Raw genomic sequence first — 18272 nt, 5'->3', positions numbered from 1 at the left:
CACCGACTGCGCGATGACGGGAAAAGGGCAGGATTAATAGAGTGAAGGATCGCCCTTTGGACGCGTCTTGAAGCGGCGGTGCAGCCACATGTACTGTTCCGGCGCGAGCTTGATTTCGTCCTCGACCACTTTGTTCATGTAAGTGGCGGCCACCACTTCGTCTTCCAGCGGGAAGTTTTCCACCGCCGGATGCAGCAGCAGTTCATAGCCCTTGCCATTCGGCAGGCGACGCGGCGTAAACGGAATGATGGCCGGTTTGCCCATACGCGCCAGCAGGTAGGTGCCGGTAGTCGTGGCCGCTTTATCGACGGCAAAGAAAGGCACAAACACGCTGGCACGCGGGCCGTAATCGTGGTCCGGCGCATACCAGATGATGTCGCCCTGTTTCAGGCTGCGGATCATGCCTTTAAGGTCTTTGCGGTCCAGCATCGCCTTGTTCGAGCGCATGCGGCCCTTGGTCTGGATCCAGTCCATCAGTTTATTGTCGTGCGGACGGTAAACGCCAATGCCCGGATTATGGATACCAAAGATGCGCGCACCCAGCTCAAGCGTCAGGAAGTGTACGCCAATCAACAACACGCCCTGCTGGTTGTCGCGCGCCTGCTGAATATGCTCGAGCCCGCTGACTTTAAACCAGCGCTCGATGCGCCAGTCCGGCCAGAACCACGCCATGCCGGTTTCAAACAAGCCCATGCCGACCGATTCAAAATTTTTGAGCACCAGTTGATCGCGCTGGCTCTGCGGCATATCCGGAAAACACAGCTCCAGATTGCGCTGCGCGATGCTGCTGCGGCGTTTCAGAAAACGCAGCGAGAAGCGGCCGATACCGCAACCCAGGCGGTAAATCAGGGGATACGGCAACAGCACCAGCAAATACAGCAGCCCCAGACCCAGCCAGGTTGGCCAGTAACGAGGATGCAATAATGAACGGTTAAAGGTTGGAACCTGAGTCATAAAATCTCTGCGTCATCAGTATTGAAGTAAGAAAATATAAGCTCTTTCGAGAAAGTGTCGGACATTGCGCAACTGAAAATCAGCCCGGTATGTCTCGTACAATCTGCCAGCAGCCCGCCGAAGAAGTGCCTGCCTGTCTGAATTCTCATTGTTACAGCAGGTTAACGATCCCTGGCAAAGTCGCATATTGTGACATTTTTTTTACCAAGGTGAAAACCGACGGCATTAAAACCTCATTTATCAGGAAGTAGGCCTCTAAAATCGGCGAAATCGTTTATTAAATATACTTTAAACCCAAATTTCATCAGTCAGGCTTAACAATACAGGCGGAGAAAGACGGGCGCTTTTTCTCGGCGAGTGACGCTATCGGATTGAATATTGTTAAGGAAGTGGCTTTTGTCAATCCAGCTTGCGCCCTGGGCGGCGATAAAGCGGGAATCGACGAAAAGAGTTTTTTTATTGGAGCGTGGCGCACAAAAAAAGGATGCCTGTAACAGACATCCTTGCATTTGAACGTTAAATCATTATTAAGCGCAACAAAAGCTTATTCCGATTTGAACAGCCCTTTGACGCCGTGCGGCTCGCAGCGCCAGTACTGTTTCGGTGCGCTGACTTTTGCGCCCAGCTTGGCGGCGGCATGCCACGGCCAGCGCGGGTCGTAGAGGATCCCGCGCGCCAGCGCGATATAGTCCGCCTCGCCGGTGGCAATAATCGCTTCGGCCTGTTCCGGCTCGGTGATAAGCCCCACGGCGATAACCGGCATCTTCACGGCCTGCTTGATGCTGCGGGCGAAAGGCACCTGATAGTTCGGGCCGACGGAGATTTGCTGTTCGGTGGACAGGCCGCCGCTGGACACGTGAATGTAGTCGCAGCCCAGATTATCCAGCGCCTTGGCAAGCTCGGTCGACTGCTCGACATCCCAGCCGCCCTCAACCCAGTCGCTTGCCGAAATACGCACGCCGATAGGCTTGTCGGCCGTCAGCACGGCACGAACCTCCTGATAGATTTCCAGCAGCAGACGAATGCGGTTCTCAAACGACCCGCCGTACTGATCCTGACGCTGGTTGGAAAGCGGCGAAAGGAACTGGTGCAGCAGATAACCGTGCGCGCCGTGCAGCTCAATCAGATCAAAGCCCAGTTTGTCGGCACGTTTGGCGCTCTCGACAAACGCGCGCTTGAATTCGTTGATGCGCTCGAGAGACATCGCCTCGGGTGCCGCATCGCTGTCGGCAAAGGCGATATCCGAAGGCGCAACGGTCTGCCAGCCGCCATTTGCAATGCTCATCTGCTTGCCGCCTTCCCAGGGCGCGTAGCACGAGGCTTTACGGCCCGCGTGACCTAACTGGATGCCCAGCGCAATATCGCTGTTTTCGCGAAGAGAAGTCACCAGGTCTGCCAGCGCCGCTTCGGTTTCGTCATTCCACAGGCCTAAATCCTGCGGGGTGATGCGGCCCACGGCTTCAACGGCGGTGGCTTCGAGGATAAGCAAACCCGCGCCCGAGAAGGAGAGTTGACCAAGGTGGGCGTGGTGCCAGGAGGTCGCTTTGCCGTTATCTGCCGAATATTGGCACATCGGGGCAATGACAATGCGGTTTTCCAACGCAAGTGAACCCAGTTTGGTGCCTTCAAATAGCTTGCTCATCGTGACCTCGTATTGATAGGTATGAATAGTGATTCGACGCAATTTGCGTTATCGAAGCTTTAATCCCTGTGGCGGTTTCAGGTATGATAGCGCCGCTTTAATTTTTACTCTGCTTAGAATAGCCTCAACGAAAGACAGGAAAGTACACCATGCCAGTGTTACATAACCGAATTTCCAATGAGGAACTGAAGGCGCGCATGCTGGCCGAAACCGAGCCGCGCACGACAGTTTCTTTTTATAAGTACTTCCATCTGGATGATCCCAAGGCATTTCGCGACCAGCTCTACCTCGAACTGGTTAAGTTAAATGTTTTTGGTCGCATTTATGTGGCCAAAGAAGGCATCAATGCCCAGATTAGCGTGCCACAAAGCCAGTACGACGCCTTTAAACAACACCTGTTTGCCTGTCATCCAGCCCTCGACAACGTTCGTCTGAATGTCGCGCTGGAAGATGACGGCAAGTCTTTCTGGGTGCTGCGTTTCAAAGTGCGTGAACGTATTGTAGCTGATGGTATCGATGACGAGACGTTTGACCCTTCCAATGTGGGCGAGTACCTCAAGGCGGAACAGGTCAATGCGATGATAGACGATCCCGATGCGCTGTTTGTCGACATGCGTAACCACTACGAATACGAAGTGGGGCATTTCGACCAGGCTATCGAAGTGCCGTCCGACACGTTCCGCGATCAGCTGCCGATGGCCGTTGATATGCTGAAGGAAGATAAAGACAAGAAAATCGTGATGTACTGCACCGGCGGCATTCGCTGCGAAAAAGCCAGTGCCTACATGCTGCATAACGGTTTCAAGAATGTTTATCACGTCGAAGGCGGGATTATCGAATACGCACGTCGTGCCAAAGAGCAGGGCCTGCCGGTTAAATTCAAGGGCAAGAACTTTGTTTTTGACGAGCGCATGGGCGAGCGTATTTCAGACGACGTTATCGCAAACTGTCACCAGTGCGGCGCCGAGTGTGACAATCACACCAACTGCCTGAACGACGGCTGTCATTTGCTGTTCATTCAGTGCCCGACCTGTGCGGCCAAGTTTGACGGCTGCTGCAGCGAGATTTGCCAGACCGAACTGAAATTGCCGCCGGAGCAACAGCGTGCGCTGCGTGCGGGTCGAGAGAATGGCAATAAAATCTTCAACAAGTCGAAAGGCCTGCTGCAGACCACGATGCACATTCCTGCACCCAACGATACTGCGCCGCAGGAGTAATCTGCGCGTTGTACAAGCCTGCCGGTACACGCGTGCCGCAGGCTTGATTTCCACCTGGCTCTATACTTCCCGCTATCCCGTCTTTTCCCGCCCGCCACTTTTTATTCTGCCAACGCGCCATTTCACAGCGATTGTCACAGAACCGGCTTTTTGTTCGATTGACAGGAAATGTCAATTTTAGGCCGCGATTTTATCGATTTTCCCCTAAACTTGACCCATATCACATTATTGTATAGGTTAAAGATATGTAAATATGACTTTCATTGACGAATTTGGCACGAATTTTAATGTCGTTTTAAGGGCGTAATGAAGTGAATTATAAACGCTGCTGCATAGCTCTCGCGTCACGTTTGTTCATCGTCTTGGGCAAACCAATCTGCCGGGAAGCGAAAGCTATGATGCTGCACGGATAATAATGAGTAGCAACATTTGAGGTCATTTATGAAAGATTCGACAGAATCGCATACTTCGCATATCAAGTTCTGGCGTAAGCGCAGCAAGCCGGAACTGACACTCGACGACATCACCATTGTCGATAAAAAAATGCTTCATCGCGCCGTGGGTGCGGCTGCGCTGGGCAACGCAATGGAGTGGTTCGACTTCGGGGTCTACAGCTTTCTGGCCGTGACCATCGGTCATGTCTTCTTCCCGAGCGGCAGCGCCTCGGCGCAGTTGATTGCCGCGTTCGCCACCTTTGCCGCGGCCTTCCTGGTGCGTCCCCTGGGCGGACTGGTCTTTGGCCCGCTGGGCGACCGCATCGGACGTCAGAAAGTTCTGGCCTTTACCATGATCATGATGGCGGCCGGGACCTTCAGCATCGGGCTTATCCCGAGTTATGAACGCATCGGTATTGCAGCACCGATTCTGCTGCTGCTGGCGCGTCTGGTGCAGGGTTTCTCGACCGGCGGTGAATACGGCGGGGCGGCGACCTTCATTGCCGAATACTCGACCGATAAACGTCGTGGCTTTATGGGCAGCTGGCTGGAATTCGGTACGCTCGGCGGGTATCTGCTGGGCGCGGGTCTGGTTACAGGCCTGACGGCGCTGATGTCTGCCGATCAACTGCTGGATTGGGGCTGGCGTATCCCGTTCTTCATCGCCGCGCCGCTTGGCCTGTTTGGTCTCTATATTCGTCTGAAACTGGAAGAAACTCCGGCGTTCAAGAAGCATATGGAGAAACAGGATGAAATCGAGAACAGTAAACCGCGTCAGACGCTGTTCGAGATGCTGCGCCAGTATTGGCGCCCGATGCTGCAATGTATCGGGCTGGTGCTGCTGTTCAACGTGTCCAACTATATGCTGACGTCCTACATGCCGAGTTACCTGACAAGCGGTTCTGGGCATGAGCGAGTTGAGCGGGCTGATGCTCATTATGGTGGTGATGTTCATCATGATGCCGCTGACGCTGCTGCTGGGCTATTCGAATGACCGTCTGGGCCGCAAACCGGTGCTGCTGGCCGGTGCCGTCGGGCTGATTGTCTTCTCCATTCCCTCTCTGATGCTGATTGGCAACGGCTCGCTGTGGGGCGTGTTTGGCGGCCTGATGCTGCTGGGTGTCGTGCATACCTGCTTTACCGGCACCATGCCGTCGGCGCTGCCTTCGTTGTTTACCACCAACACGCGCTATAGCTCGCTGGCTATCGGCTTCAATATCTCCGTGTCTCTGTTTGGCGGAACCACGCCGCTGCTGACCTCGTGGCTGGTGTCGGAAACCGGTAACGTGATGGTGCCGGCCTACTACCTGATGGGGGCGGCGGTCATTGGCGCCATTACAGTGTTCTCGCTGAAAGAGACGGCGCGTAAACCGCTCATCGGTTCTGCGCCGGCCGTGGCCAGTAAAGAAGAGGCCAAAACGCTGCTGAAAAAACTTCAGTTGCGACGCAAGAAGAAAGAAGAAGATAAAGCCGGAGCGGGCAATACGCCCACCGCCTAATAATCAAATAAGGCTACCTGAATGGTAGCCTTTTATTTTACAGGAAAGCGTAAGTCTTCAGCTTAATATTCCGAACTCACCGGTTAACGCATCAGTAATATAATGTCATTTTTAGTCTGACGACTTAATGGCCGCCTTGCCAGAGGGTTTATCGGCCAATAGAAATACTTGATTAAATTATAAATAAAGCAGAATTCGAGACGATTTCTCACTTTAATTTTTTGCGTAATATGCCGTTTATGCACATAGACCGTGCGGTCGCTGATAGTGAGTTTGCGGGCGATTCGATAATTCGGGACTTCCGCCATCCAGTCGTTCAGCACCAGAATTTCCTGATCGCTATAGAGTGAATAGGGCTGGGTACAGTGGGTCACAGGGCGGCCCGACGCGGCCTGCGCCACGGCCTGCGTAAAAACCGCTTCAACCTTCTGTTTTCGCAGTATTAAAAAGTTTTCAGCGATCATGATAGGCTCTTCGTGGTCGGGATAATTGGCATCGAGATAACAATAAATTCTGCTGTGTGTTCTCAACTGCAAAAACCGCGCGATTTCCTGATTGATGTGCGTGCAATGACAATGACGGGTCATATTCGCCAATATAATATCGGGTTTAAATAAAGGGGCTTCAATCAATGCCTGCTCAAGATTAATAACGTCCAGCACCTCTATTTGTGGCGTATCGACCAGCATTGAAAGCATGCCGAGCCGCATAAAACCGCAAGGTTCTACAATAAGGATTTTCATGGGTGACATCCTTGTAATTATTTTATGTAAGGTAAGGAGATGGCCACTCCTGTGATCCGGTAAACGGAGAATAGGGGGTAATAACAGTGAAAGTCAAATAAGTGCAATAAAAACAGCTTATTGATAAATATAGAAAATATCAGATAATTAAATCATTCACCGAATATATTAATCGGCGAATGATTCGAGGCTAAATAATAAATTTATTTAAATCGAGAGAGCAGGAAGGGCGACAGATCGGCTTTAGGAGGAAGGTTTTGGGCAAACAGCGCGACGGTTTCACCGAGCGCGCTGGCAAACTTGAAGCCGTGCCCGCTGAGTCCGGAAATGACCAGCGTATTGTCGTGCTGCGGCACGCGGTCGATAATAAAATCTTCATCTTCCGTGACATCGTAAGTACAGGCCGAGCCGTGAAGACACACGCCCACGCCCGGCAGAAACTGGCGCAGGAAACCAAATACTTCGCGACCGTCTTCTGCTACGCTTCCAAACGGCGTGCGCTCTTTCTGCGACGTGATAGGCTGCCCGCCGTTGTGCTTACCGAGCTTGAGGCTGTCCTTGACCGCCGGGAATCCGTAAAACTGATCGCCTGCCTGCGTTTCAACGGTAAACACCGGAAAATGATTTTCTTCGCTGTAGCGGCCATCGGCCTGATGCCAGGCGAACACCTTGCGCATGGGCGTCATCGGTAGATCCGGCAGGAATTTTTTGACCCAGGTGCCTGCGGTCAATGCCAGTTTGGGCGCGCGGTATTCGCCCTCGCTCGTCACTACGACGGCCGTGTCGCCTTCATAATAGATGCGGTCGACGGCGCAGTTGAACAACTGGGCGCAACCTGCTTCGCGAGCGAGACGAATATACCCTGCGATCGCCTTTTCGCAGTACAGGTAACCCGAATCGGGCTCATAGACGCCGCTATAGTCGTCGGAGACATTGAGCTGCGGCCACTTGTGTCGGATCTGTTCGGCGCTCAGAGCCTGCGTATTAAGGTTGAACTCGCGGGCGCTGGCTTTCACATTGGCAATAAACGCCGATCCCTGCGGGCCGATATTGATAACGCCACAGGCGCGAAAGAGCTCTTCGCCGGTCAGCATCGCCAGTTCGTTCCATAGCGCCTGTGCGCGCAGGACCAGCGGCACGTAACGCGCGCCTTCGCCATAGGCGTGACGAATGATACGGGTTTCACCGTGGTGACTGCCTTCCTTGTGCGGCGGCATCGCGCTGTCTATCATCAACACCTTTAGTCCGGCGCGGGTTGCGTAGAAACCGGCAGCGGCACCTACCGATCCACTGCCTACCACAATCAGATCATAATCCATCAGCTAACGGCTCCTCGATAAATTTTATGCAGGGTATCGGGCATGATAGTAACTTCGGCGGGAGCTTGGCAAGGCAGAAAAGGGCATTAAAAAAGGCACCTCGAGAGAACTCGGCGGTGCCTTAGACTGGACGGTAATACTTAGTGTTTACGCTGTTCAATGTACTCGTACTCGTTGGATTCGATCTTTTCTATGCCAGCTTCAAGGATATTAATCAATTGCCGGGCAACATCGGTAGTTAACCACAAGGTTCTGTCTACCTGAGCATCCTCGGTCGGTTGGTCTTTTGAAGACAGGTAATGAAGACGTATCATCATGGCATCGTAGGAATCAACGGTACTAATGTCCCAACCAACAAGCGGGTGTGTCTGAATTACTTCGTCATTTCTGTCCATTTAGACCCCTTATCTTGTAGTGACTAGCGTGAGTGACTATCGAGGATCAATGCGGCTCATTATCAAGTGAGCAAGTTAAGTATAAGCATTTATTCAATTTTGGGCATATAAATCGCGCATTTAGTTGTAAATATTTCGTTCTGTGCAAAATATCGGCAATATGTTTTGAGGCGGGAGCAACGAAAAAACCGGACAGCGACGCCCGGCGAAAATAAAAAATGGCTGTTAAAGCCTGATTGTTATCATTATATAAGGTTAACTATCCGGCGTTTCCACGGAGAACCAGTCATCGGCGCTCTCCCAGGTTTCCTGCAGGATTTCTTCAATAAGATCTTTGTCAGGCTTGGCACCGCCCAACACGGTCAAACTGTTGGCGCTGGCATAGCGTACCTGGACACTGTGCTGGCCATCGGGGAATTTTTTATCGATACGTTTGCTCAATTCACCTGACAGGGCATCCAGTGCGCCGATCGGTAAAGGTTTTCGCTTGTCGACACAGACTTCAATACGCATAACTGTCCCTCCGTATAATCATACTGTGAATATATACAGTTATTTCGGGAAGAGCAAGCCTGCGCAGCGTAAATAACGGGAAGGCGTGACCTTCCCGTTTCTGGTGGGGTCTGCAAGCCTTAGCAGGCGGTGACTTTCCAGTTCAACGTCTGACCGGCCAGGAATGGCACGATGGTGTCGTTGCCCATCGGAAGGGTTTCTGGCTGGGTGACCGGCGTGCGCGTCAGTTCGACAGTGCCTTCGTTCAGCGGCAGACCATAGAAGTTCGGACCATTCTCGGAGCAGAACGCCTCGAAGTGCTGTAGCGCGTTCATCTCTTCAAATACCGTGGCATAGGCCGACAGCGCCAGCGGCGCATTGAAGCAGCCCGCACAGCCACAGCTGGACTCTTTCAGATGCTTGGCGTGCGGCGCGGAGTCGGTGCCCAGGAAGAAGCGCTTGTTGCCGCTGGCGATAACTTCACGCAGCGCCTGCTGGTGGACGTTACGCTTGAGGATAGGCAGACAGAAACAGGTGAGGGCGCACGCCGCCAACCAGCATGTGATTGCGGTTGAACATCAGGTGCTGAGGCGTAATGGTCGCGCCCAGATATTCGCTGCCCGCCAGCACATATTGTGCGGCTTCGCGGGTGGTGATGTGCTCGAACACCACTTTCAGCTCGGGGAACTGGCGGCGCAGCGGATCCATCACTTCATCGATAAAACGCGCTTCGCGGTCGAAAATGTCGACATCCTGATGCGTGACTTCGCCGTGGATAAGCAACGGCATGCCGATTTTCTGCATGCGCTCAAGCACCGGATAGATCCCTTTGACATCGGTCACGCCGTGGCTTGAGTTGGTAGTGGCATTCGCCGGGTACAGCTTCGCCGCGGTGAAGACGCCTTGCTCGAAACCGCGCGACAGCTCGTCCGGGTCCAGTGAATCGGTCAGGTAGCAGGTCAGCAGGGGAGTAAAGGTGTGGCCCGCAGGAATAGCGGCTTCGATACGGGTGCGATAGGCAATGGCGGCGTCAACGGTGGTCACGGGCGGCGTCAGGTTGGGCATCACAATTGCACGGCCGAAGACTTCGCTGGTGAACGGCAGCACGGTATTCAGTACGGCGTCGTCACGAAGATGGATGTGCCAGTCGTCTGGGCGGCGTATTTTCAAAACTTGCGGTGTGGCGGTCATGTTACAAAACTCCGGCATTGAGAGACAGGACGGTCGAATCAGGTGCAGTAATGGGAGCATTAACGGCGGGGTACAAGGATAAGCGCAAAATGTAAAGGATGCATTACTTTGTTAAGTTAACATTGAAATCAGTGTCTGTGGGCGCGTAAAGTCAGACCTAACTATTAGAGATACTTAATTTTTTGCCTACGATAGAAGATTGATTTATCCCATAGCTCTCAACGGCTATCAAACAGGAGACGAACCATGGAAGTCCGAATTGTTGCCCCTCTTACCGTCAAGTCCGAATTTCTCGACGACGTTACCCAGGCGCTGCTCACGATTGTGGCGGCCAGTCGCGAAGAACTGGGCTGTCTGCAATACGATTTGCATCGTGAAATCGACAGCGAAAACAGCTTTGTGTTTTACGAACGCTGGCAATCGCAGGAAGCGGTCGAGCAGCACGAGCAAAGCGCGCACTTCCAGCATTTTGTCAGCCAGCTGGACGGCAAGCTTGAAAAAATCGAGATTAAGAAGATGAAGCTGTTCGCCTAAGCCTTCCAACGGTTTCAAGGCCATAAAAAAACCCGCCAGTGGCGGGTTTTTAGTTTTCAGGGGTAACGCGCGGTTATTCTGGCTTGGTTGCCGGAGCCGTCGCGGTTGCCGCTGCGGAATGTCCGCCTGCGGAACCTTTACCACTGAAGTTGTAGGCTGGACGAACCCAATCGCTAAAGCGAGGCGGTTCGGCAACATAGGCCGGAGCCGGTGCCTTGGTCATCGGCGCGGTAGCGTGATGCTTGAAGCGTGGCGCGACCGTCTCGGTTTTCGCTGCGGCAGCCGGCTGCGTGTCGACAGCAGGCGTGGCAGGAATAGCGATAGACGGAGCTTCGGCTTCGGTCGCGTCGATACCGGCAACCTGAACTTCTACTGCCGGTTCCTGCGGCTTCACTTCCTGAACAACAGGGGCGGCAGCTTCAGGTTCGACAGCGGTTTCAACGGCCGCAGGCTTCACTTCTTCCACGTTTGGTGCAACGACAGGCTCAACCGGCTCGACCAGGGTCGGTTCGGTAGGCGCCGGTGCCGGCACGTCGGTGTCAACGGTTTCAAGCGTTGCAGGCTCAACCACGTGCGGCTCGGCGGCCACCGGGTTTTCTGCCTTGACGGCTTCCACTTCCTGCTCGATCACTTCCTGGGCTTCCTGGAAGGTCACGGTGTTGGTGGCAACGCGAGGCGCTTCAACCGGTGCAGGCTGCTGAACGGCAGGCGCTGCTTCAACCACAGGCTGAACTTCTGCCGCGGCCGGCGTATTGGCCTGCGCAATCTCGACCTGTTCGGTCAGTACAGCGGCCTGAGCAACGGCTTCTGTCTGCGGCTGCGTCTGTTCTGCCTGCGGCTGAACCGGCTCGTTTGGCTGAACCTGTTCATTTGACTGAACAACCGGATAGGAAATCCACACTTTGCCCGATGCCATTTCCGGCGAGACAAACGCGCCTGCCAACGGCATTGGCGACTGGCTCGGGTAACGCTCGTCACGATAGCGACGACGACGCTGACCGCTCACACGCAGATGACGTGGCGAACGACGTGAACGACGCGGCATGCCGTTTTCGCGGTTGCTGTCGCTCTGGGCTTCATCGGTTTCCGTGTCGTTACCGGCTTCCTGCTGCTGAGCTGGCTCGTAGGCCTGGCTGTCGACGGCTTTCGGCTCCGGCGCACGTTCGGCGGGTTTCACACCGGTGATAAGCATCTGCGCGGCATCTTCGACATCCTGATCCACTTCGGATTCGAAACGAATCTTCTGGGTCAACGGACGACGCTGGCGACGCTGCGAAGGCATGCGGTCTTCATCTTCTACCGGTGCAGTCGGCGCTGGCGCTGCTGCTACGGTTTCTGCGACAACGGCATCAGCCGGTTTCTCTTCCTGCTGTGTTTTACGACGGTCATCGTTGCGACGGCGTGAACGATCGCCACGTTCGCGGCGAGGCTGTTGCTGCTGCTCTTCGCGTGCGCCGGTGTTCTCGAGATCCTGCGCTACCGTGTCGACGGCAACAGTGTCCTGATTGCGATCGGTACGGTCGTTACGCTCGGCATTACGGGAAGAACGTTCGGTGCGGCCGTTGGCGCGGTCGTTACGGTCTGTGCGGCCATTGGTGCGCTCTGAACGCGAGTCGGTATTTTCACTGCGGGTATCGGTACGATCGGTACGTTCGTTGCGGTCGGTACGTTCGTTACGGTTGCCACGCTCACCATTACGGTCATTGCGCTCGCCGTTGCGCTCGCCACGTTCACCGTTGCGGTCACGGCGCGTGCCCTGACGACGCTGGTTGCGACGTTCATTGCTGCGACGGGTTTCCGTTTCGGCCGAGGTTTCAGGCTGAACGTCTTTAACCGCTTCAACCGGTTTGGCTTCAGGCGCAGGCTCGGAGGCAAACAGACTTTTCAGACCGCCAAGCAGCTTGCTCATGAAGCCGCCGGATTTGGCCGGTGCTGCTGCCGCAGCCGGAGCCGCGTTGACGGAAGCGGTACGCGTCTGGGCCGGTTGGGCGGCAGGCGCGGGTTGCTGTTCGTAGGCCGGAGGCGCTTCGGCAGGCAGGGCGAAGGTCGCCAGAGCAGGCTGCTCGGGACGTTTGCGCTCGGCAGGCAGCTCTTCGGAAGGCTGGAGCATCTCGGCTTCGTGAACCTGTGGCAACAGGTAGCTCAAGGTGGAGGACTCTTCACCCTTGCGCACACGTAGCACGTGATAATGCGGCGTTTGCATCTGATCGTTAGGGACGATGACGGCACGCACGCCGCCCTGACGTTTCTCGATGGCATTCACGGCTTCACGTTTTTCGTTCAGCAGGTAAGAGGCGATCGGCACTGGAACGATAGCGTGAACTTCTTTGGTGTTCTCTTTCAGCGCTTCTTCTTCAATCAGACGCAGAATGGAGAGCGACAGCGACTCGTTGTCACGCACGGTACCGGTACCGCCGCAGCGTGGGCAGACGTGGTGGGTAGATTCACCCAGTGACGGGCTGAGACGCTGACGAGACATTTCCAGCAGGCCGAAACGCGAGATACGCCCAATCTGGATGCGCGCACGGTCTTGACGAAGCGGCATCGCGCAGACGGTTTTCGACTTCACGCTGGTGACGAACCGGGGTCATGTCGATGTAGTCGATAACGATCAGGCCGCCGAGGTCGCGCAGACGCAGCTGACGGGCAATTTCGTCGGCCGCTTCGAGGTTGGTGTTGAACGCCGTTTCTTCGATATCGCCGCCGCGGGTGGCACGTGCGGAGTTGATGTCGATTGCGGTCAGGGCTTCGGTGGTATCGATAACGATGGAACCACCGGAAGGCAGACGCACTTCGCGCTGGAAGGCGGACTCAATCTGCGATTCGATTTGATAGTGGCTAAACAGCGGGATTTCGCCGACATAAGGCTTGATCTTGCTGCTGAAATCCGGACGACCCAACGCAGCAATGTGCTCTTTGGCAAGCTCGAGAACCTTCGGGTTGTCTATCAGGATTTCGCCGATGTCAGGACGCAGATAGTCGCGGAAGGCGCGAACAATCACGTTGCTTTCCTGGTGAATAAGGAAAGGAGCAGGGCGGCCTTCGGCTGCTTTCTTGATGGCGTCCCAGTGCTTCATGCGGAAGCTCAGGTCCCATTGCAGCGCATCGGCGGATTTGCCCACACCGGCGGTACGCACGATGAGGCCCATGCCGTCTGGCAGTTGCAGAGAAGAGAGGGCTTCTTTCGGTTCGGTACGGTCGTCACCTTCAATCCGGCGGGAAATACCCCCAGCGCGCGGGTTGTTTGGCATCAGAACCAGATAGCTGCCGGCCAGACTGATGAACGTCGTCAGTGCTGCGCCTTTATTGCCACGCTCTTCCTTGTCTACCTGAACAATGACTTCCTGACCTTCACGCAGAACATCTTTGATGTTTGGACGGCCATGGGAGGAATAATTGCTGGGAAAGTATTCGCGGGCGATTTCTTTGAGGGGAGAAAACCATGTCTTTCCGCACCATAATCAACAAATGCTGCTTCAAGGCTTGGTTCTATGCGGGTGATTTTACCTTTGTAAATATTGGCTTTTTTCTGCTCGTGGCCAGGACTTTCAATATCCAGATCGTAGAGCCGCTGTCCATCTACAAGAGCAACGCGCAACTCTTCTTGCTGAGTTGCGTTAATCAACATTCTTTTCATCTTTAACTTACTCGTTATTTTTGCATTATTGTCAGAACTGCGGGCAAAATAATCGCTATAGCCGGATTAAAACCGTTGGCCCCGAGTCTTCTCGCATAGTCGTCAACCTCCCGGTTGTCGCCTGCATAGGGGCGCATTATTTTCGGTAAGCCTGCTTCTGCCGCGTTAATCTTTGAAAGATATATAACTGCAGCTGTACGAAAACAGTACTTTTAGTGGGGAATAGCTTCTGATTAGGTAGCCAGATCACATTCCATTTGCCGGCCAAGCTGCAACCCGCAGCCCGCTAATTGCTTGATTTCACATTACGTCTTACGCCATTGCCGCGTTTTTGCGAGATAAGCAAATCGTTAATTCCAGCGTTTTCCCTAAGTTCAAGAGAATCAACGCGGAAGTGACTTCATTATTCCATTGCTCGTACCGATATAGCAAGGTGACTTTTAGGTGTTGGTAAAGTTTATTTAACACCTTTGAACGGCTTCACACCGCCTTATTGTCCGAATTAATTTTCGGTTTTAAGTAATCCTCGACGGTTGCTGGTAAACTTAGAGTTAAGCACATAAAAATCAGCGGCGCGATCCCCGCCTTCAATATTTAGAACCCTCTAGAATCACGGCCCATGAAAACTGAGAATCCAACTGTACAATTAATCCCCATCACCGAAGAAGAAGCCGGACAGCGAATTGATAACTTTTTGCGCACTTTCCTGAAAGGCGTGCCCAAAAGCATGATTTATCGTATTTTGCGAAAGGGCGAAGTTCGCGTAAATAAGAAGCGAATCAAACCGGAATATAAATTACTGGCGGGTGATGAGGTGCGCGTGCCTCCGGTTCGTGTTGCCGAACGTGAAGAAGCGCCGGTGTCGGCCAAGCTCGACAAGGTCGCGGCGCTCGAGCACTGTATCCTTTATGAAGACGACCACCTGCTTATCCTGAACAAACCTTCCGGCACGGCCGTTCATGGCGGCAGCGGACTCAGCTTCGGCGTCATCGAAGGGCTGCGCGCACTGCGTCCCGACGCCCGTTTCCTCGAACTGGTTCATCGCCTCGACCGCGATACCTCCGGTGTGCTGCTGGTAGCCAAAAAGCGCTCGGCGCTGCGATCGCTGCATGAGCAGTTGCGTCTCAAAACCATGCAGAAGGATTATCTGGCGCTGGTGCGCGGTGAATGGCAGTCGCATTGCAAAGTCGTGCAGGCGCCGTTGCTGAAAAATATTCTGCAAAGCGGCGAGCGCATCGTGCGCGTCAACAGTGAAGGCAAGCCTTCCGAAACGCGTTTCAAGATTGAAGAGAAATACGCCTTTGCCACGCTGGTGAAATGCAGCCCCGTAACCGGGCGCACCCACCAGATTCGTGTGCATACCCTGCATGCGGGCCATCCCATTGCGTTCGACGACCGCTACGGCGACCGCGAATTTGACGCCCAGCTCGCAGGCACCGGCATCAATCGTCTGTTCCTGCATGCCGCCGCGCTGCGATTCGAACATCCGGGCACCGGTGAAACGATACGCATCGAAGCGCCGCTCGAGCCAAAATTGCGCAATGCTCTGACCAGGCTGCGCAACGCCGCGAAATAATCGGCCGTTGCCGCGATGTACGGCAACGGTGTGAGCCAGCGAAAGAAGCGCCCCAAGTCAGCGGGCGCTTTTTTTATGGCGTCGCGGTCAGCGGATTGATGCCGTGTTCGCGCAGCAGGCCGAGCAGGGCGATAAGCGGCAGGCCAATCAGCGTATTCGGGTCGCGCCCGTCGAGTTTCTCAAACAGGCTGATGCCAAGCCCCTCGCACTTAAAGCTTCCGGCACAGTCGTAGGGCTTCTCGAGCTGGAGATAACCGCTGATTTCTGCATCCTCGAGCACTCTGAAATGCACCTCGAAAGGCTCGCATACTCGCTGCGCCTTTCCGCTGTCGCTGTCGAGCAGGCAAAGACCGGTATAAAAGACGACTTTTTTACCGCTGGCCAGACTCAGCTGACGACGGGCGTTGTCAAAGGTGTGCGGTTTGCCGAGGATCGTGTCGTCGATCACACACACCTGATCCGATCCTATAATCAGATGGCCGGGATAACGCGCGGCCAGCGCACGGGCTTTTTGCTCCGCCAAACGTTGCACCAGCGCCTCGGCAGACTCGCCGGCAAGCGCCGTCTCATCGATGTCTGGCGCGGCGCAGCTGAATTCCAGCGTCGTTTTTTCAAGAATGGCGCGGCGATAGGGCGACGTCGAAGCCAGAAGGATCCTTTTTTGATTCACTGTTTGCATAATTTTTTTCACAAAGCATGGCGTTATTGAATCACCCATTTTAAACTGTCCGCCGCTGAGGAAGCGAATATTGGTGAAAGGCGCTATAAAATGCCCTTTTTCTTTGACTCTACGTCGTTACAAAGTTAATATGCGCGCCCTATGCAAAAAGTAAAATTACCCCTGGCTGTTGATGCCCTTCGCACCGCTCAGAAGCGTTTGGACTACATTGGAGTCTACGACGCAGAACAAGTGACGCGAGTTGCCGCATCGGTAGTCAGTGTGGATTCAGATGTGCAGACCTCTTTGTCGTTTGATATCGACAATCAAAAGCTGGCCGTTATCAAAGGTCAGTCCGATGTCACTGTTACTCTGGAATGTCAGAGATGTGGCAAGACGTTTGAACACCAGGTTCACACAACATATTGTTTTAGTCCTGTGAAGAATGACGAGCAGGCTGAGGCATTACCGGAAGCTTACGAGCCTATCGAAGTCGATGATTTTGGCGAAGTCGATTTGCTGGCAATGATTGAAGACGAAATTATTCTTTCACTGCCTGTGGTTCCGGTACATGATTCTGAACACTGTGAAGTGTCCGACGCGGAAATGGTATTTGGTAAACTGCCTCCAGAGGCCGAGAAACCGAATCCGTTCTCCGTATTAGCAAGTTTAAAGAAAAGTAATTAAGGAGTAAGGTCCATGGCCGTACAACAGAATAAACCAACCCGTTCTAAACGTGGCATGCGTCGTTCACACGATGCGCTGACCACCGCCACTTTGTCTGTGGACAAAACTTCTGGCGAGACTCACCTGCGTCACCATATCACTGCCGACGGTTTCTACCGCGGTCGCAAGGTTATCGGCTGATTTCTTACTTGCTAACTATTTACTTGATAACATTAAACTTGTTAAGTAATAGCAAGGCGATACCTTGAAACGTCTAACCCTCGCGTTAGACGTTATGGGCGGGGACTTCGGTCCTTCCGTCACAGTGCCTGCTTCATTGCAGGCACTGACCTCTAATCCTGAACTCAATCTTCTTCTGGTCGGCAATCCCGACGAAATCACTCCTTATCTGGCCAACACCGATCCTTCCTTATTGGAGCGGATAAATGTTATTGCCTCTGAGTCAGTGATTGCGAACGATGCCAGAGCCTCGCAAGCCATTCGCGCCAGTCGCGGAAGCTCGATGCGCATGGCACTGGAGTTCGTCAAGAGTGGCGACGCGCAGGCGTGTGTCAGCGCCGGGAACACCGGGGCATTGATGGGATTGGCGAAGCTTGTTATCAAGCCTCTGGAAGGCATTGAGCGCCCGGCGCTGATGACGGTTCTGCCGAATCAGCAGCGCGGCAGGACAGTAGTGCTTGATCTGGGGGCGAACGTGGAGTGCGACAGCCAGATGCTGGTCCAGTTTGCCGTGATGGGATCCGTCATGGCAGAAGAAGTTGTCGGCATCAGCAATCCGCGTGTAGCCTTACTGAATATCGGCGAGGAAGAATCGAAGGGACTGGACAATATCCGAGAAGCGGCTTCGATTCTAAAAAACATACCCGTAATCAATTATATCGGCTATCTTGAAGGCAACGACCTCCTAACCGGTAAAACTGATGTCATGGTATGTGATGGTTTTGTCGGTAATGTCACACTGAAAACTATGGAAGGTGTGATCAGGATGTTTTTGTCATTGCTTAAATCCTCTGGGGAGAATGGCAGGAAATCCTGGTGGATGAAGTGGTTCGGACCGACTTTGCAGAAAATAGTACAGAAAAAATTAGCAAAGCGTTTCAGTCATCTACATCCAGACCAGTATAATGGCGCGAGTTTGTTAGGATTACGCGGCATCGTGATTAAAAGCCATGGCGGAGCAAATCAGCGGGCGTTTGCTGTAGCTATCGAGCAGGCTGTTCAGGCGGTGCAGCGGCAGGTCCCCGAGCGGATTGCCGCGCGCCTTGAGGCTGTCTTACCCAAGAGTGACTGACTG

13 protein-coding genes and 3 pseudogenes are annotated in these 18272 nt (G+C 53.9%); 7 read left to right on the top strand and 9 right to left on the bottom strand.

Going from position 1 to position 18272, the window contains the following annotated elements:
* Window positions 1-33: 33 nt before the first annotated feature.
* The gene (locus O1V66_RS10590; protein WP_045046455.1) at window positions 34-954 is read right to left on the bottom strand and encodes a Kdo(2)-lipid IV(A) acyltransferase; all 921 of its coding nucleotides are present in this window, start codon (window positions 952-954) and stop codon (window positions 34-36) included.
* Window positions 955-1498: 544 nt separating this feature from the next.
* Window positions 1499-2596: an NADH:flavin oxidoreductase/NADH oxidase gene (locus O1V66_RS10585; RefSeq protein WP_045046456.1), complete on the bottom strand. Its 1098-nt coding sequence runs from the start codon at window positions 2594-2596 to the stop codon at window positions 1499-1501.
* A gap of 149 nt (window positions 2597-2745) precedes the next feature.
* Between O1V66_RS10585 and trhO the strand changes: the two genes are divergently transcribed.
* Both trhO and proP read left to right on the top strand, forming a co-directional pair.
* A complete protein-coding gene (gene trhO, locus O1V66_RS10580; protein ID WP_045046457.1) occupies window positions 2746-3813 on the top strand; it encodes an oxygen-dependent tRNA uridine(34) hydroxylase TrhO in 1068 nt (355 codons plus the stop codon).
* Window positions 3814-4254: 441 nt separating this feature from the next.
* Window positions 4255-5746, top strand: a pseudogene (gene proP / locus O1V66_RS10575) (glycine betaine/L-proline transporter ProP).
* Between the two features lie 83 nt (window positions 5747-5829).
* On the opposite strand, the gene O1V66_RS10570 reads toward proP, so the two are convergent.
* The 5 genes and pseudogenes from O1V66_RS10570 to pyrC all read right to left on the bottom strand — a co-directional run bounded on the left by O1V66_RS10570 (window position 5830) and on the right by pyrC (window position 9886).
* Window positions 5830-6489: a response regulator transcription factor gene (locus O1V66_RS10570; protein ID WP_045046459.1), complete on the bottom strand. Its 660-nt coding sequence runs from the start codon at window positions 6487-6489 to the stop codon at window positions 5830-5832.
* A 203-nt stretch (window positions 6490-6692) separates the two neighbouring features.
* The gene (solA, locus tag O1V66_RS10565) at window positions 6693-7808 is read right to left on the bottom strand and encodes an N-methyl-L-tryptophan oxidase (protein ID WP_045046460.1); all 1116 of its coding nucleotides are present in this window, start codon (window positions 7806-7808) and stop codon (window positions 6693-6695) included.
* Between the two features lie 140 nt (window positions 7809-7948).
* Entirely contained in the window at window positions 7949-8203 is a 255-nt protein-coding gene (gene bssS / locus O1V66_RS10560; protein WP_045046461.1) for a biofilm formation regulator BssS, read from the bottom strand.
* A gap of 255 nt (window positions 8204-8458) precedes the next feature.
* Window positions 8459-8716, bottom strand: coding sequence for a DNA damage-inducible protein I (dinI, locus tag O1V66_RS10555; RefSeq protein WP_045046462.1), 258 nt, complete (start codon window positions 8714-8716; stop codon window positions 8459-8461).
* Window positions 8717-8835: 119 nt separating this feature from the next.
* A pseudogene (pyrC, locus tag O1V66_RS10550) lies at window positions 8836-9886 on the bottom strand (dihydroorotase).
* Between the two features lie 246 nt (window positions 9887-10132).
* Between pyrC and O1V66_RS10545 the strand changes: the two are divergent.
* Window positions 10133-10420: a putative quinol monooxygenase gene (locus O1V66_RS10545; protein ID WP_045046464.1), complete on the top strand. Its 288-nt coding sequence runs from the start codon at window positions 10133-10135 to the stop codon at window positions 10418-10420.
* Window positions 10421-10493: 73 nt separating this feature from the next.
* Here the strand turns inward: O1V66_RS10545 and rne are convergent.
* Window positions 10494-14057: pseudogene (gene rne, locus O1V66_RS10540) on the bottom strand (ribonuclease E).
* Window positions 14058-14676: 619 nt separating this feature from the next.
* Here rne and rluC point away from each other — a divergent pair.
* Window positions 14677-15633 carry a 23S rRNA pseudouridine(955/2504/2580) synthase RluC gene (gene rluC, locus O1V66_RS10535; RefSeq protein ID WP_045046466.1) on the top strand — a complete coding sequence of 319 codons (957 nt, stop codon included), beginning with the start codon at window positions 14677-14679 and terminating at the stop codon, window positions 15631-15633.
* A gap of 73 nt (window positions 15634-15706) precedes the next feature.
* Here the strand turns inward: rluC and O1V66_RS10530 are convergent, their stop codons facing one another.
* On the bottom strand, window positions 15707-16312 hold the full coding sequence (locus O1V66_RS10530) for a Maf family protein (RefSeq protein WP_152623565.1): 606 nt from the start codon (window positions 16310-16312) through the stop codon (window positions 15707-15709).
* A gap of 141 nt (window positions 16313-16453) precedes the next feature.
* Here O1V66_RS10530 and yceD point away from each other — a divergent pair, with 141 nt between their 5' ends.
* The 3 genes from yceD (at window position 16454) to plsX (ending at window position 18269) form a co-directional block, all read left to right on the top strand.
* Window positions 16454-16978 carry a 23S rRNA accumulation protein YceD gene (yceD, locus tag O1V66_RS10525; protein ID WP_045046468.1) on the top strand — a complete coding sequence of 175 codons (525 nt, stop codon included), beginning with the start codon at window positions 16454-16456 and terminating at the stop codon, window positions 16976-16978.
* Between the two features lie 12 nt (window positions 16979-16990).
* Window positions 16991-17158, top strand: a complete 168-nt coding sequence (gene rpmF, locus O1V66_RS10520; protein ID WP_002210931.1) for a 50S ribosomal protein L32 — start codon at window positions 16991-16993, stop codon at window positions 17156-17158.
* A gap of 64 nt (window positions 17159-17222) precedes the next feature.
* Window positions 17223-18269: a phosphate acyltransferase PlsX gene (gene plsX / locus O1V66_RS10515; RefSeq protein WP_072045044.1), complete on the top strand. Its 1047-nt coding sequence runs from the start codon at window positions 17223-17225 to the stop codon at window positions 18267-18269.
* Window positions 18270-18272 lie beyond the last annotated feature (3 nt).

Origin of the sequence: Rouxiella chamberiensis (assembly GCF_026967475.1) — a bacterium.
Taxonomy (GTDB): domain Bacteria; phylum Pseudomonadota; class Gammaproteobacteria; order Enterobacterales; family Enterobacteriaceae; genus Rouxiella; species Rouxiella chamberiensis.
The sequence above is the reverse complement of the archived record's forward strand: the minus strand, read 5'-3'. Positions and strand labels throughout refer to the sequence as shown.

Bases quoted from the DNA above. Each gene is read 5' to 3' on its own strand.
- O1V66_RS10590 (WP_045046455.1), bottom strand. From the start codon at position 954: ATGACTCAGGTTCCAACCTTTAACCGTTCATTATTGCATCCTCGTTAC.
- O1V66_RS10585 (WP_045046456.1), bottom strand. From the start codon at position 2,596: ATGAGCAAGCTATTTGAAGGCACCAAACTGGGTTCACTTGCGTTGGAA.
- trhO (WP_045046457.1), top strand. From the start codon at position 2,746: ATGCCAGTGTTACATAACCGAATTTCCAATGAGGAACTGAAGGCGCGC.
- O1V66_RS10570 (WP_045046459.1), bottom strand. From the start codon at position 6,489: ATGAAAATCCTTATTGTAGAACCTTGCGGTTTTATGCGGCTCGGCATG.
- solA (WP_045046460.1), bottom strand. From the start codon at position 7,808: ATGGATTATGATCTGATTGTGGTAGGCAGTGGATCGGTAGGTGCCGCT.
- bssS (WP_045046461.1), bottom strand. From the start codon at position 8,203: ATGGACAGAAATGACGAAGTAATTCAGACACACCCGCTTGTTGGTTGG.
- dinI (WP_045046462.1), bottom strand. From the start codon at position 8,716: ATGCGTATTGAAGTCTGTGTCGACAAGCGAAAACCTTTACCGATCGGC.
- O1V66_RS10545 (WP_045046464.1), top strand. From the start codon at position 10,133: ATGGAAGTCCGAATTGTTGCCCCTCTTACCGTCAAGTCCGAATTTCTC.
- rluC (WP_045046466.1), top strand. From the start codon at position 14,677: ATGAAAACTGAGAATCCAACTGTACAATTAATCCCCATCACCGAAGAA.
- O1V66_RS10530 (WP_152623565.1), bottom strand. From the start codon at position 16,312: ATGCAAACAGTGAATCAAAAAAGGATCCTTCTGGCTTCGACGTCGCCC.
- yceD (WP_045046468.1), top strand. From the start codon at position 16,454: ATGCAAAAAGTAAAATTACCCCTGGCTGTTGATGCCCTTCGCACCGCT.
- rpmF (WP_002210931.1), top strand. From the start codon at position 16,991: ATGGCCGTACAACAGAATAAACCAACCCGTTCTAAACGTGGCATGCGT.